Source organism: Nautilia lithotrophica, from assembly GCF_054656815.1.
In genome coordinates this window covers 362,873-377,149 of record NZ_BAAHXN010000002.1, presented here as the reverse complement: position 1 = coordinate 377,149, position 14,277 = coordinate 362,873, and the positions used below count along the sequence as shown (strand labels likewise).

The window sequence follows — 14,277 nt, the reverse complement described above, 5'->3', positions numbered from 1 at the left end:
TTACCTACTTCACAACTTCACAACTTCACAACTTAATTATTTAAAAATCCCTTTTTCCATATGATATTCACATTTGTTCATATCAAGGTTTTCACCATTCATTCCAAAAAGTCTTTTAACCGATGATACTAAAATATCAACTTCAGCACTATCAGCCATTTTTCTAAGAGTAATATTTGGATGGTGTAAAAATCTTTTAAAAGCATTATGAAGCACTTTTTCAACTTCATCCGCAACTTCAGCCGGAATATATTTTTTCTTAACGGCATTTTTTAGTGCCAAATCCGCACATTCATGCGCTTTTTCCTGTAGAAATTTTATTACAGGATCAATAGATACTGATTGAAGATATTTTTCAAATTCTTCTACACATTTTTTAATAAGCTCTTTAGCGTTTTCAAGTTCTTTTTGTCTTTTTTGCAAATTTCTCTCACTTATCTCTTTTAAATCATCCACTTTTATTAATGTAATATCATCACATGTTGGACCCTCTATATCACTCGGAATTGCCAAATCAAACCATAATCTTCTAAAAGAAGTAGGTTTTATATCTTCACCTCTAATTACCGGATAATTCGCAGCGGTTGCACTAAAAAGCAAACGATAGTTATTGATAAGTTTTGGAAGCTTTTCTAATGAATGAATATCAATATTAACTTCATCCCCAAGCTCTTCTTTTAAAGCAAAAGCATTTTCAACAGTTCTGTTTACAAGAACTATATTTACACCCTCTTTTATTAAATTCTTGCATACAATTCTTGCAGTATCACCCACTCCCACAACTACGGCGCTATAACCGCTTAAATCTTTTAATTCTTCTTTAGCTCGCCTAACCGCAATACTTGCCACACTTACAGGTTCGCTCGAAATTTGTGTTTGATTTCTCACTTTTTTAGCGCATTTAAAAGAAAAATGAATAAGCCTTGTTAAATCCTGTCCAATAAAATGTTTTTCATACGCTTCATAAAAAGCATCTTTAAGCTGTCCAGTAATTTGTGTTTCACCTACAACCATTGAATCAAGTGATGCCGCAACTTTAAAAATATGCTCAATAGCATCTCTACCTTCATATATTTCTGCTTTTACAAGCTCTTCAGGTGTTATCACTTTTTTGTAAACTTTGTCATAAAGTTCTGTTAAATCTTGTTTTTTATCAAAAATTACTTCAATCCTGTTACAAGTAGAAAGAAGAAAAACTTCTTTAAAATCTTTAAAATCTTCAAGACTCAATTGAGCAAGTTTACTTCTTAAAACAACATCAGAATTTCTATAATTAAAACTTATTATAAAATACATTTTCAACCTTTCGGATGATATTCATTATCTTCTAATTTAACCGGTTTAGAAACCCTAGATAATATACCCATAATTAATGTTACTATTACTACAGCAAACCAAGCACCCATTCCTGCAAATATAACATTAATCCACCAATAACCATCAGCCGTCCCTTGTCCATAGCTGTGAAGTCCCTGTGCTATATAGAAATTCACACCGAAATATGTCATTAAAACAAAGAAAAAGCTTAAAAAGCTAAGAAGCGAAAATATAAATTCTCCTCTTAATTTTGGAATCATTTTACCATGAATTACAAGTGCATAAACCACCATTGTAATTAAACTCCATGTCTCCTTAGGGTCCCATGACCAATATCTACCCCAGCTTTCATTTGCCCATACACCACCTAAAAACGTTCCGATACTCAAAAGAGCAAGGCCAATATATAAAGCAATATAAATAATGTTATTTATCTGTTTAATCTGATTATCAAGGTTTTTATATTTTCTAAGTGCAAATAAAATTAAATTAAGGGCACCTAACATACTACCAACACCTAAGAAGCCATAACTAGAAGTAATAACAGCAACATGGATTAAAAGCCAGTATGATTTTAAAACAGGCACCATATTTGTAATTTGAGGATCAATGTTATTTAAATGTGCAACCATCATAAACATACCTGCAACAAATAAACCAGCCCCAAGTGCAAGCATTGATTTTCTAAAGAATATGAGTGAAGCAAATGCACTACCCCAAGCAATGAATACTATTGACTCATATGCATCAGACCAAGGTGCATGCCCTGCAATATACCATCTTAGAAGCATATTTAATGTATGAACTATTAATGCCAATACACCTAATGAATATAAAATTTTTTCAATTACAGGAAATCTTTTTTCTTTTAAAATTTCGGCAAATCCTATAAAAATAAGAATAATTCCAAGAAGTGAATATACTCCTATTAAACTTGGGAATATTTGCCAATGATTATATCTTAATTCCCATTTAATTTTACTAGGATCAGGTAAAATAGGTGCTGAGTATTCTTTTTGTATTTTATATATGTTTTCTCTGATTTCTGCTACTTTTTTTGCATCAAAATCCCTTAATGCTTTTACAAGTGATGCAAACTGATTCACATAAAAATTACCTGTAAATGGATCCAATTTTTTCATCATTACCATATTTTGGATTTCAAATGGTGAATACCATTTATAGTTTTCGTTTTTTGCATTAGGTGTCGGATAAATCTTAAATATTTGTCCCGTAAATACAAGATAAGATACATAAATTCTTTCATTTAATTTAATCCATTCTCTTTGAACTTTAGTTCTGTCTTTATCAGGTGTATTGAAGGCGTCATCTATTTCTTTAGAATATTTTAAATTTCCGTCTCTTCCGAAAAATACATTATAAGGTGCATATTTGCCATCTATTCCGAGTTCTTTTCTGACTTCAGGGTGACCAACGTAAATAAGCGGTGCATTTTGAAAAATTTCTGGATATGAAAGCATACCAGTGATTAACTGATTATAGTTCATTCCTAAAAGTTTAGCTTTTTTTGTAATTTTATGAATCACGTCCAAATCTAGCGTATCCATAGGTTTAATTCTTCCGTTTTGCTGAACAAGGATTGTGGAGAATTCTTTTGCAGTATTTACTGAATTTTTGGCATACTCATCCAAGCTCATAGCCTTTGAAGCACTTGGCATTAATAAAAAGAACAATAAAAATGCAAAAAGTCCGCTTTTTTGTAATTTTTTAACCGTCATCATAAATCTGCTTTTTCTATATATCATGCTCCAGAAAAATCCAATTGCCAATAAAGCATATCCAATATAAGTAATCCACATTCCTGGGTCATGGTTTACAGAAAGAATACTTCCCTGTTCATCCGGAAAATAACTTGCCTGATAAAATCTAAATCCTTTGTAAACTAAAATATGATTCATATATATATGATATGGAAAGCTTTTATCACCATCAATAACAGTTACATAACTATCATAACTGCTCGGCTGCATACTTCCAGGATATTTTCTCATAACAAATTTATCAAGTTTTATTTTAAATCCTAAATCTACAACTTCTTTATCAGAAGGATGAGCTTTGTTTTTAATTACAACTACTTCGCCCTTAACATCACCATTTCTTAAAAATAGCTGCCCTTCATATCCAAAATATCTAGTAATAGCAGCACCTAAAAGTATAATTAACAATGATAAGTGTAATACAAAAACAGGAATTTTTTTATATGTTTTATATTTAAAAAGAACCCCAATAAGGTTCAAACCTAACAACCACATAATTAATTCAAACCAGAATGTTCCATATACATTAACCCATGCATCCGTATCCGTTTTCATTAAGGTAGCACTAATCTGTGCAATAATGAATACTAAAGAAAGCACTACCATAGTTTCTAATGAAAAAAAGACACCTAAAATTTTTTTTATCATTTCTCACCTTTATATTTTTCATTTACATTTTTAATAATTTGTAAAAATGTTTTTGCTGGTCTTGCACCAATCATTGAATAAACAAGTTCACCATTTGGTTTTAAAAACAATATAGTAGGTGTTGATCCTGTAAAGTAATTCTGAACTATTGCAGGTAACGTATCTTGATCAGCTAAATAAAAAACTGCTACGAAATTTTCATTTATATACTTAGAAACTTCTGGATCAGTATAAACTTTTTCAGCTAAATATTTACATGGGGGACAAGTAGTAAGAGCAATGTCTACCATTATTAGTTTATTACTTGATTTAGCAATATTTTGGGCTATATTATAATTCATCGCCCAATTAATTTTTCCACTCCAATCAACAGCAAACAGACTGCTAATTAATACAATCATCACAAACAATTTTTTCATGGCAAACCTTTTTTTATGAATTTTAACAAAAATTTTACATAAAACAACCGATTTTTCGGACTTTTTTATGAATTATTATTCATAATATAATTTTTATTTATTTTTTTAATATAAAAAAACAAAAAAAGAAGTAAAGCATTTAGGGAATTACATAAGTGTCTGTCACTTTTTATAAGAATAAAAACAATAAGAAAATTTTATATATAAAAAAGAGGAAATTATTCCCCTTCGTTTAATCTGTCTAGAAGATTTGGATGCGCAAAATTAACCATAGTATGATCATTATGGCAGTTTACACAACTAATGTCTTTTCCAGCATTTTTTTCTTTCCAATATTGCTCATGTGCATATCTGCTTTCTTCACTCATTCCAAATGCTTTTTCAGGCTCTTTTACCATATGGTGACATTGTAAACATGCACTATCATAAACATAATGTTTCATTTCCCAGAAGTTTTCTTTAAAATCAACCATATCAATTATTCCAAATTGAGCCATTGCATCTCTTGTTCCACTTATACCTTTTGCAATTAAATAACCAATTAAAGAGTTTTTAGGTAAGTGACAATCTGTGCAGTGATGCACTGCAAAACCTTGAGGATTGTTTCCACCATGCACACTTTCATGAAAACTTTCAACCATTGGCTTCATTGTATGACAGCTAGCACAAAAATTAGGTTTACCTGTCACATCAACTAATACAGCAGCTACATATGAAATACCTAAACCGATAATCGCACCCGCTACTAATGCTCCTAATGTTGCTTTTTTCATTCTTCACCTTTAACTTTTTGGAGAATTATAAATAACAAAAGTGCTAAAAGAGTGCTAAATAACGATTCATTAAAATAATATTAAACTATATAAAAAATAATGTTAAATTTAATATATAAAATTTGAAGGTTATACTTCAATTACAAAAACCGCACCGTTTTCTGAATTATATGCATATAGATTGCCGTTAAAATGCTGTGTAATAATTACTCTACTCATATATAATCCTATTCCGGTTCCTTGGGATTGAAATTTTGTAGTAAAATATGGCTCAAAAATTTTATCTTTTATATCATCCGGAATACCACCAGCATTATCTTCTATTTCAATCCTTTTTCCATCAATTCTTATCCAAATCTTTTTATTTTTAATATTTCTCTCTTTTAAAACATCTATCGCATTATTTATAATGTTAAGAATAACTTGTGAAAATTCACTTTTATAACCTTCAATTGGCTCAGTTTTTTTAATTTCAAATATTATTTTAAGTTTATTTTGTTTAATTCTTGCATCCATGAGTTGTAAAGCCTGTTCTATTATTTCTTTAGGACAAAAATATTCTTTTTTGGTGTCCTTTTTAAAAAAATTTGTAAAATCATCAATAGTTTGAGACATATAATCAATTTGTGATAAAGCTTTTTTCTGAAAATTTTCTAAAAATTCTTTGTCAAGTTTATTTTTTTCATACGCCATTTGTAAATTTTGAATTAATAGTGACAATCTTGTCAGAGGATGTCTCCACTGATGAGCAATATTCCCAAGCATTTCACCAAGTGCAGCTAATTTACTTTGATGCATTAAAAGTTGATCTTTTTCTTGAGTTTTAGCTATTTCTTCTTTTACTCTTTTATCTAAATCTTTGTAAAAATTATATAATGGTTTTGAAAAAAATATTCCAAGAGGTATAGCTAAAAATACAGAAATTAATATCATAATCATTGCAAGTTTTTGAGAAACTTCATTTGTTTTATTGATAAGTTTTTTATTTTGAATAAAAACAAGCTTAAATTTTTTATTTAACGAAACAACATATATATCATTTGTTACAAAAACGTTATTAGCTTTTTTAATTCTATCTGCCAATGTATATGTAAACAAGTCAAAAATGCTTTTGGCTTTTAAAAAATTACTATAATAAATTTTACCTTCTTTATCAATTAAAAGTAAATTATAAAAATTGCTTGAAGAATTAAAAAGTCTTTTTAAAGTTGATTCTAAAATAATAAATCCCTTTTTAGAATCCCTTTTTATTGGTGAGATCGTTTCAAAAACCAATCCGTCATTTGTCATAATTTCTTTTGTAAAAAGTGATGTTTGAAGCTTAAAATCCCTGAAAATAAAATTATTTTTATCATTTTCGCCACAAACTATTTCATTATCTATTTTTTTACAAAACACTATTGTTTTACCATATTGATTAACATATTTTATTTTTAAAAAATCTCTGTTTGCAGATAAAAATATTTTAAAAATAGAAGAAACTATTTCCGGGTTTATTTTAAATTCATTTGAAAAAAGCTCACTATTTGCAATCGCCAATGTGCTTTTTTTTATGATATCTTCTTTTGTTCTATATATTTGAATTATATTATTAGCAGAAATTTTTACTTTTTCTTGAAATTCCTGAGTTGAAATTTTAGTAAAGAAAAATATACTTATGTAAGTTACTGATATAACAATTAAAAATGCAAAAATTACAAATGCAACAGTTATATCAAATTTAAAATCATTGCTGTTTCTCAATTTTATACCCGCTTCCTCTTACATTTTTAATAAAATTTTCTTTAAGCTTCGCTCTTAATTTTTTAACTTGTGTTCTTAAAGTGTTGTCACATACGCTTTTTTCTTCCCAAATATAATCTTTAAGTGTTTCCATATCTACCACTTGCCCTATGTTTTTAACAAGAATTTCCAAAAAATATTTTTCATTTGGTGTTAGTTCTACTTCTTCGCCTTTATAAAAAAGTTTTAGGTTTTTGACGTCAAACTCGTAATCGTCAGTTATTTTAACTGAGTTTGTTTTTTTAAACACAAGTCTTTTAATTCTAAGTTCAAGCTCTTTAAGTTCAAATGGCTTTTTAATATAATCTGCAGCCCCTATCTCAAAAGCTTTTTCCACATGATCCATATCCGAATAAGCCGTAATAAATATTACCGGAACGTCACTTGCATATCTTTTAAGTTCTTCGTAAAATTCATAACCATTCATTTCAGGCATATTTATATCCAATAAAAATATATCATAATGACTAGGATATACTTCTTCTAATGCTTTTAAAGGTGATGAATAATAATCAACCCTGTTATCCTGAAGTTCAAGATAATCTTTTATGCTTTCACCAATAAATTCATCATCTTCAACTAAAAGAATTTTCATAAAAAAACCTTTTTTAAATTATTATATCAAAAAAAATTTTAATACAAAACCTAATAATAACTTTATAAAAAATTAATTTTTTTATTAAAAAAGTGCCAATAATGTGCCTTTTTTCTTTTTAAAAGTAAAAAAAAAGTAATATTTAAGTGAAAAAGTTGTATCATTACTATGTAAAAAGCTAAAAAGGAGTGCTTATGTCAATGAATAGAAGAGAATTTCTAAAAACAACAGCAGCGGCAGCAGCAGCAAGTGCGGTTGGAATTTCAATTCCAAACGAAGCTAAAGCAGCAGCTGAAGAAACTCAAGCCGGATGGCAATGGGATAAAGCGGTTTGTCGTTTCTGCGGAACCGGATGTGGTATTATGGTTGCAGTAAAAGACGACAAGATTGTTGCAGTTAAAGGTGACCCTGAAAGTCCGGTTAACAGAGGTATTAACTGTATTAAAGGTTACTTCAACGCTAAAATTATGTATGGTGCGGACAGACTTACTCAACCACTTTTAAGAATGAATGATAAAGGTGAATTCGACAAAAATGGTAAATTTAGACCGGTAAGCTGGAAAAGAGCATTCGATGAAATGGAAAAACAATTTAAAAAATATTACAATGAATTAGGTCCTACTGGAGTTGCGGTTTTTGGTTCAGGACAATATACAATTCAAGAAGGTTATGCAGCTGTTAAACTAGTAAAAGCTGGATGGAGAAGTAATAACATTGACCCAAATGCTAGACATTGTATGGCAAGTGCGGTTGTAGGTTTTTATCAAACATTTGGTATTGACGAACCTGCAGGATGTTATGATGATATTGAAATTACAGATACTGTTTTTGTTTGGGGTGCAAACATGGCAGAAATGCATCCTATTCTATGGTCAAGGGTATCTGATGCTAAACTAAACAATCCTGACAAATATTTTATAGTTAACTTATCTACATATAGAAACAGATGTTCAAACCTTGCAGATATGGAAATTATTTTCAGACCAAATACTGACCTTGCAATTATGAACTATCTTGGTAGAGAAATCATTAAAAGAAATGCAGTTAACTGGGATTTTGTTAAAAAACATACTATCTTCGCTACTGGACATGCAGATATCGGATACGGAATGAGAAATCCTAATTCACCACATGTAACTGATAAAGAAAGAGATACAGTTGCAAAACAAGTTGCAAAAGTTGTAACTGAAGAAGAAGCTGTAGCGCTTAGCCCGATCGGTAAATGGAAAGCTGGTGATGAAATGCAAATGACTCACACTGCAGGTAAAAAACCTTTCTGGCACTGGCAAATTAGTTTTGAAGATTTCAAAAAAGCAGTTGAACCTTATACACTTGATTACGTTGCAAAAGTGGCAAAAGGTGATCCTGACGAATCACTTGATAGCTTCAAAAGAAAATTAGTAAAACTAGCTGATTTATATTGTGATCCAAACAGAAAAGCACTTTCATTCTGGACAATGGGATTCAATCAGCACGTAAGAGGAAGTTGGATCAACGAACTTGTTTATATGGTTCATTTATTACTTGGTAAACAATCTCAGCCAGGAAGCGGTGCGTTCTCATTAACTGGTCAGCCAAGTGCTTGTGGAACAGCAAGAGAAGTTGGAACATTCGCACACAGACTTCCAGCAGATATGCTTGTAGGTAATCCTAAACACAGAAAAATTACTGAAAAAATGTGGAAAATCCCTGAAGGAACTCTTAACCCTAAAGTTGGAAGCCACTTCTTAAAAATCATGAGAGATATTGAAGATGGTAAAATCAAATGGGCTTGGGTTCATGTAAATAACCCATGGCAAAATACTGCAAATGCAAACCATTGGATTAAAGCAGCAAGAACAATGGATAACTTTATTGTTGTAAATGAAGCATATCCTGGTGTTTCTGCAAGGGTTGCAGACTTAATTTTACCAGTAGCTATGATTTACGAAAAATGGGGAGCATACGGAAATGCTGAAAGAAGAACACAACACTGGAAACAACAAGTAACACCTCCAGGTGAAGCAATGCCTGATTTATGGACAATTATGGAATTTAGTAAAAGATTTAAATTAAAAGAAGTATGGAAAGAATGGCCACAAGCTAAACTTCCAAATGTTTTAGATAAAGCACAAGCTATGGGATATGACCCAGAAATGACACTATTTGACGTATTATTTAACAGACCTGAATATCGCAAAAACTTCCCATGGCCAGATCCAATTGCTAAAAACCCTCAAACTGGTAAAATGCATAAAAATACTGAAGCAGCGGGTGATGGAAGAACTATTATCGGAACAGATGGAAAAGAATGGAAAGGTTATGGATTCTTCGTTCATAAAGCATTATGGGAAGAATATAGAAAATTCGGTCTTGGACATGCTCACGACTTAGCAGATTTTGATACATATCATAAAGTTAGAGGTTTAAGATGGCCTGTAGTTAATGGAAAAGAAACTAAATGGAGATTTAATGCAGAATACGATCCATATGCAAGAAAATATGCTAAACCTGGTGAAAAATTTGCATTCTATGGACCATTACTAAAAGCTCTTAAAAGAGGTGACCTTAAAGGACCTAAAACAAAACAAAAATATAGCTTAAAAAATAAAGCAAAAATTTTCTGGAGACCATTTATGGTTCACCCTGAAGATCCAAAATACGATACAAAAGGTTACAATTTCTGGTTATGTACAGGTAGGGTTCTTGAACATTGGCATAGTGGAACAATGACAATGAGGGTTCCAGAATTATACAGAGCAATGCCAGAAGCACTTTGTTATATGAATCCTAAAGACGCTAAAGCTCTTGGATTAAATAGATTTGACTTAGTAGTAATTGAATCAAGAAGAGGTAAAGTTAAAGCTAGAGTTGAAACAAGAGGAAGAAACAAACCACCAAGAGGTCTAGTATATGTTCCATGGTTTGACGAAAAAGTATTAATTAATAAAGTTTGTCTAGATGCAACTTGTCCTCTAAGTAAAGAGACAGACTATAAAAAAGCAGCAGTTAAAATTTATAAAGCTTAAGGATTTAAATGGACAATAAAAGACGCTCATTTCTTATAAATATGATCCAAGCAGGTGCTGCAGCTACTGCTGCGGGCACCATTGTTGCTGGATTTGCAGAAGAAAATAAAGCCAAAGAACTAACACTAAGACCGCCTGGTGCATTAAAAGAAGAAGACTTTCTTAAAACTTGTATCAGATGTGGTTTGTGTGTTGAAGCATGTAAAAACAGAGACAATAAAGTAATAATTGATGGAAATGAAATTATTACTTTAAAATTGGGGGCACCAGGTGATAAGGCCGCAATCGGAACACCTTATTTTATTGCAAGAACTGGGCCTTGTTTTATGTGTGACGACATCCCTTGTATGTATGCTTGTCCAACAGGTGCGCTTACACCTGATGAATGTAAAAACGACAAAGGTGAAGTGGCAATTGATTATGCAAAAATGGGCGTCGCTGTAATCGATCCAAGTAGCTGCATTGCTTTTTGGGGTTTACAGTGCACGGCATGTTATAGAGCATGTCCTGAACTTGATAAAGCTATAACCATTGAATGGAAACAAAATAAAAGAACAGGAAAACATGCTTATAGAATTCCTGTAGTGCATGAAGAATATTGCACGGGATGTGGAATGTGTGAACAAGCATGTGTTACTGAGATTGCAGCAATTAAAATATTCCCAAGAGAAGTTGCTCTTGGAAAAGCAGGAGATAGATACGTAAAAGGCTGGGATGTAAAAGACCAACAAAGAGTTAAAAATGCTTCTACCGATACTAAAACAGTCACAGGTAGAAGTAAGAAAAGTGCAGTTGAGAATTTAAATGAAGGAATCAAATGGGATCAATAATTAAAAACAAATATCTGATTCTAAGAAGAATATCCCAGCTTACAATTCTATTTTTATATTTTGCTGCAAATGCATACGGATGGAAAATTTTAGTAGGAAATTTAAGTTTTTCAAAACTTTTTAATGCGATACCTCTTTCCGATCCGTTTGCAGTATTACAAATGTTATTTGCAGGTGCAGTTATAAGCGCTGATCTGATTTTAGGCGTATTTGTTGTGCTTTTTTTATATGGTGTTATTGGTGGTAGAGCCTATTGTAGCTGGGTTTGTCCAGTAAATATGATTACAGATCTTGCAGCATGGGTTAGAAGAAAAACAAACCATGAAAAAGATAACCTAATTAGCACAACAAAAACAAGAAAATTTAGATACGCGTTTTTGGTGATTTTATTGCTTGCATCAGCATTTATTGGTGCTGCTGCATTTGAATTTATAAGCCCTATTGGAATATTTACAAGAGGGGTTGCTTTTTCATTAGGCTTTGGTTGGGTATGGCTTATAACTATATTCATTTTTGATGCTTTTGTGCTAAAAAATGGATGGTGTGGACACATATGCCCTGTAGGTGCAATGTATAGCTTAGTGGGAAGCAAAAGTTTAATTCGAGTATATCACAATAAAGATAACTGCACAGCATGTGGAGAATGTTTAAATATATGCCCTGAAACTCAGGTTTTAACACCTGTAATTGATAAAAAAAGTGATTTTATTAATGGTATTGAGTGCACAAATTGCGGGAGATGTATAGAAGTGTGTAATGATAATGCACTTAAATTTACCATAAGAAACTATATAAACTCAAAAGGAGAAAACAATGAAAAAACTACTAATTAGTTCTGCTTTAATTGCAGGATTTATTTTTACTGGTTGTCAAACTACAACTACTACTTCAAGTAAGGAAGTTAAGGTAACTGGTATAAGAGAAGCAAATTTAAATGCTGATTCTCAAAATTTACCTGAATTAAAACTTAATACAACACAACCAATTCCTGGTAAAGTGCAAAAACAACCTACTTCATTTGTAACAGCACCTCCTATGATTCCTCATAGTGTAGAAGGTATGGTTCCTATTACAAGAAATAATAATATGTGCTTAAACTGCCATATGCCTCAAGCAGCTAAATCAATGGGTGTTACAGCAATACCTGCTAGCCACTTTATAGACAACTTTGAAGGTGGTAAAAAAACTTCAAAACTTGCTGGAAGTAGATACAACTGCACATTATGTCATGCACCTCAAGCTCAAGTAGACCCTGTAATTGAAAACAAATTTGAATCATTAAAAAAATAATGGATAGACGCTCTTTTTTTAGGAGAGTTAAAACCTCTCCTTTTAAATCTTTCATTTATCCTCCATACTTTAATAAAAAAGAAGATTTTACAAAATGCAATGAATGTGAAAGTAAAGATTGTTTAATTGCTTGCAATGAAAAAATAATTAAAATAATTGATGAAAAACCAACACTTGATTTTACAAACTCAGGTTGCACTTTTTGTGATGAATGTGCACATGCATGTAAATACGGAGTTTTATCAATTCCATATAAAAAAAATAAAATTAATGCTGAAATGATAATTAATCCAAAAAAATGCATTGCATGGAATCAAACAATCTGTTTTTCATGTCAAGATATTTGTGAAGAATTTGCTATAATATATAAAGGAATGTTTAATCCAGTAATTGATTTAGACAAATGCACAGCATGTGGTTTTTGTATAAGTGTTTGTCCAACAAACGCAATAGAAACTAAAATTTTATAGGAGATTTTATGAAAAAGTTATTATTATTTTTAATATCAATATATGTTTTTGCTTTAACACCAGTTCAAAAAATTACATACTCAGGTTATATTTCAAAAATTGCATATAATAATAAATATCTTATTGCCGGGTTAGAAAATGGTTCGGTAGTAATAAAAGATTTTAATACTTTAAAGGAAATTGATAAAATCACATTACCTCAAATCCATGATTTTATGGGTGATTTAATTGCAATGCCCATTTATTCTCTTGATATTTCACCTGACAATAATAAATTAATGATATTAGCAGAAGGTGAAGATGCGAAAAGAGAACTTTTTATTTATTATTTTGATTCAAAAAAGCTTGATCACATTTTTACAACAAAAGAAACTTTAATGAAAGGAACCTTTATAGGAAATAATAAAATTTTCTTTGCATTATTAAGTGATGAAGCTTTGTTATATGATTTAAAAAACAGAAAAAATATATACAGAACGCAAGTAGGAAATTATGTTTTTTCAACTTATGCAATCAATAAAAGCAAAACTTTGGCTGTTTTTGGTGATGAAAGTGGTGCGTTAAAAGTAGTAGATATCAAAACAGGCAGAAAAATCAAAGAACTTAAAGGTTTTAATAAAGACAAAACATTAAGCTGTGATATAGAAAAAAACTTGGCAATTAACGGCAGCAGCGATATGAGGGTAGCAGTTTATGATATAAATACAGGGTATTCCAAACTGACTCTCAAGGTTAAATTTTTACCTTATGGTGCAACAATAAGTCCGGATTTAACAAAGTTTGCTGTTCAATATAATGAAAAAAATGACATTGCAATTTATTCTATGTATAATAAGCTTTTAAATGTTTTAAATGGTCATACAATGGCACTAAATGGAATTAAATTTTTAGATAATCAAACTATTATAAGCTTTTCTCCAGCAGAAATACTTATATGGAAATTAAAATAAAGGAGTAATATGAATATATCAAGTATTATAGTAAGAACAAAACCTGAAAATTACGATGCGGTTTGGTTAAATTTACAAGAATGTGAATTTTGTGATGTTCATTTTGGTGAAAAAGAAAAAGGTGTAATCATTATAACAATAGAAGGTGAAACCGTGGAAGAAGAAATTGAAAAACTTAATCAAATTGAACAAATGCCAATGATTATAAGTGCAGATATGCATATGAGCTATTGTGAAGAAGAGTTAGATAAATTAAGAGAAAACATCGATCTCAACTCTACCGTAGAAGAACTTAATACAGATAAAAAAGCTGAAGAAATAACTTATTTCGGTAGTTTGAAGAAAAAATACTAATTCTTTCTCCCTTTTTTCTATAATAAAAATACTCAAATCCTACTATTTAAATTTGATATAATA

General features: G+C 30.6%; 13 protein-coding genes. 7 read left to right on the top strand and 6 right to left on the bottom strand.

What is annotated here, in order from left to right:
* Positions 1 to 36: 36 nt before the first annotated feature.
* The 6 genes from hemA to ACYQ19_RS06490 all read right to left on the bottom strand — a co-directional run bounded on the left by hemA (position 37) and on the right by ACYQ19_RS06490 (position 7,312).
* On the bottom strand, positions 37 to 1,296 hold the full coding sequence (gene hemA, locus ACYQ19_RS06515; RefSeq protein WP_459978623.1) for a glutamyl-tRNA reductase: 1,260 nt from the start codon (positions 1,294 to 1,296) through the stop codon (positions 37 to 39).
* Positions 1,297 to 1,298: 2 nt separating this feature from the next.
* Positions 1,299 to 3,743 carry a cytochrome c biogenesis protein gene (locus ACYQ19_RS06510; RefSeq protein ID WP_459978622.1) on the bottom strand — a complete coding sequence of 815 codons (2,445 nt, stop codon included), beginning with the start codon at positions 3,741 to 3,743 and terminating at the stop codon, positions 1,299 to 1,301.
* Complete coding sequence (locus ACYQ19_RS06505; RefSeq protein WP_459978803.1) at positions 3,740 to 4,144, bottom strand: thioredoxin family protein; 405 nt, start codon at positions 4,142 to 4,144, stop codon at positions 3,740 to 3,742. Before ACYQ19_RS06505 ends, ACYQ19_RS06510 begins: the two co-directional genes overlap by 4 nt.
* Positions 4,145 to 4,380: 236 nt before the next feature.
* A complete protein-coding gene (locus ACYQ19_RS06500) occupies positions 4,381 to 4,935 on the bottom strand; it encodes a cytochrome c3 family protein (protein WP_459978621.1) in 555 nt (184 codons plus the stop codon).
* 129 nt (positions 4,936 to 5,064) lie between these two features.
* Entirely contained in the window at positions 5,065 to 6,678 is a 1,614-nt protein-coding gene (locus tag ACYQ19_RS06495) for a sensor histidine kinase (protein ID WP_459978620.1), read from the bottom strand.
* Entirely contained in the window at positions 6,662 to 7,312 is a 651-nt protein-coding gene (locus tag ACYQ19_RS06490) for a response regulator transcription factor (RefSeq protein ID WP_459978619.1), read from the bottom strand. Before ACYQ19_RS06490 ends, ACYQ19_RS06495 begins: the two co-directional genes overlap by 17 nt.
* A gap of 194 nt (positions 7,313 to 7,506) precedes the next feature.
* Here ACYQ19_RS06490 and napA point away from each other — a divergent pair, with 194 nt between their 5' ends.
* The 7 genes from napA to ACYQ19_RS06455 are packed head-to-tail and all read left to right on the top strand — an operon-like array spanning position 7,507 to position 14,214.
* Positions 7,507 to 10,320 (top strand): nitrate reductase catalytic subunit NapA, encoded by a 2,814-nt coding sequence (napA, locus tag ACYQ19_RS06485; RefSeq protein ID WP_459978618.1) that lies wholly within the window; start codon positions 7,507 to 7,509, stop codon positions 10,318 to 10,320.
* Positions 10,321 to 10,328: 8 nt separating this feature from the next.
* Positions 10,329 to 11,150: a ferredoxin-type protein NapG gene (napG, locus tag ACYQ19_RS06480; RefSeq protein WP_459978617.1), complete on the top strand. Its 822-nt coding sequence runs from the start codon at positions 10,329 to 10,331 to the stop codon at positions 11,148 to 11,150.
* Positions 11,138 to 11,983 (top strand): quinol dehydrogenase ferredoxin subunit NapH, encoded by an 846-nt coding sequence (gene napH / locus ACYQ19_RS06475; RefSeq protein WP_459978616.1) that lies wholly within the window; start codon positions 11,138 to 11,140, stop codon positions 11,981 to 11,983. Before napG ends, napH begins: the two co-directional genes overlap by 13 nt.
* A complete protein-coding gene (locus ACYQ19_RS06470; protein ID WP_459978615.1) occupies positions 11,964 to 12,440 on the top strand; it encodes a nitrate reductase cytochrome c-type subunit in 477 nt (158 codons plus the stop codon). Before napH ends, ACYQ19_RS06470 begins: the two co-directional genes overlap by 20 nt.
* Entirely contained in the window at positions 12,440 to 12,910 is a 471-nt protein-coding gene (locus tag ACYQ19_RS06465; RefSeq protein ID WP_459978614.1) for a 4Fe-4S dicluster domain-containing protein, read from the top strand. The genes ACYQ19_RS06470 and ACYQ19_RS06465 overlap by 1 nt, the downstream gene beginning before the upstream one ends.
* 8 nt (positions 12,911 to 12,918) lie before the next feature.
* Positions 12,919 to 13,860: a WD40 repeat domain-containing protein gene (locus tag ACYQ19_RS06460; protein WP_459978613.1), complete on the top strand. Its 942-nt coding sequence runs from the start codon at positions 12,919 to 12,921 to the stop codon at positions 13,858 to 13,860.
* A 9-nt stretch (positions 13,861 to 13,869) separates the two neighbouring features.
* Positions 13,870 to 14,214, top strand: a complete 345-nt coding sequence (locus ACYQ19_RS06455) for a chaperone NapD (RefSeq protein ID WP_459978612.1) — start codon at positions 13,870 to 13,872, stop codon at positions 14,212 to 14,214.
* Positions 14,215 to 14,277: the final 63 nt, after the last annotated feature.

Bases quoted from the DNA above. Each gene is read 5' to 3' on its own strand.
- ACYQ19_RS06455 (WP_459978612.1), top strand. From the start codon at position 13,870: ATGAATATATCAAGTATTATAGTAAGAACAAAACCTGAAAATTACGAT.
- ACYQ19_RS06465 (WP_459978614.1), top strand. From the start codon at position 12,440: ATGGATAGACGCTCTTTTTTTAGGAGAGTTAAAACCTCTCCTTTTAAA.
- ACYQ19_RS06500 (WP_459978621.1), bottom strand. From the start codon at position 4,935: ATGAAAAAAGCAACATTAGGAGCATTAGTAGCGGGTGCGATTATCGGT.
- ACYQ19_RS06460 (WP_459978613.1), top strand. From the start codon at position 12,919: ATGAAAAAGTTATTATTATTTTTAATATCAATATATGTTTTTGCTTTA.
- napG (WP_459978617.1), top strand. From the start codon at position 10,329: ATGGACAATAAAAGACGCTCATTTCTTATAAATATGATCCAAGCAGGT.
- ACYQ19_RS06505 (WP_459978803.1), bottom strand. From the start codon at position 4,144: ATGATTGTATTAATTAGCAGTCTGTTTGCTGTTGATTGGAGTGGAAAA.
- napH (WP_459978616.1), top strand. From the start codon at position 11,138: ATGGGATCAATAATTAAAAACAAATATCTGATTCTAAGAAGAATATCC.
- napA (WP_459978618.1), top strand. From the start codon at position 7,507: ATGTCAATGAATAGAAGAGAATTTCTAAAAACAACAGCAGCGGCAGCA.
- ACYQ19_RS06510 (WP_459978622.1), bottom strand. From the start codon at position 3,743: ATGATAAAAAAAATTTTAGGTGTCTTTTTTTCATTAGAAACTATGGTA.
- ACYQ19_RS06490 (WP_459978619.1), bottom strand. From the start codon at position 7,312: ATGAAAATTCTTTTAGTTGAAGATGATGAATTTATTGGTGAAAGCATA.
- hemA (WP_459978623.1), bottom strand. From the start codon at position 1,296: ATGTATTTTATAATAAGTTTTAATTATAGAAATTCTGATGTTGTTTTA.
- ACYQ19_RS06470 (WP_459978615.1), top strand. From the start codon at position 11,964: ATGAAAAAACTACTAATTAGTTCTGCTTTAATTGCAGGATTTATTTTT.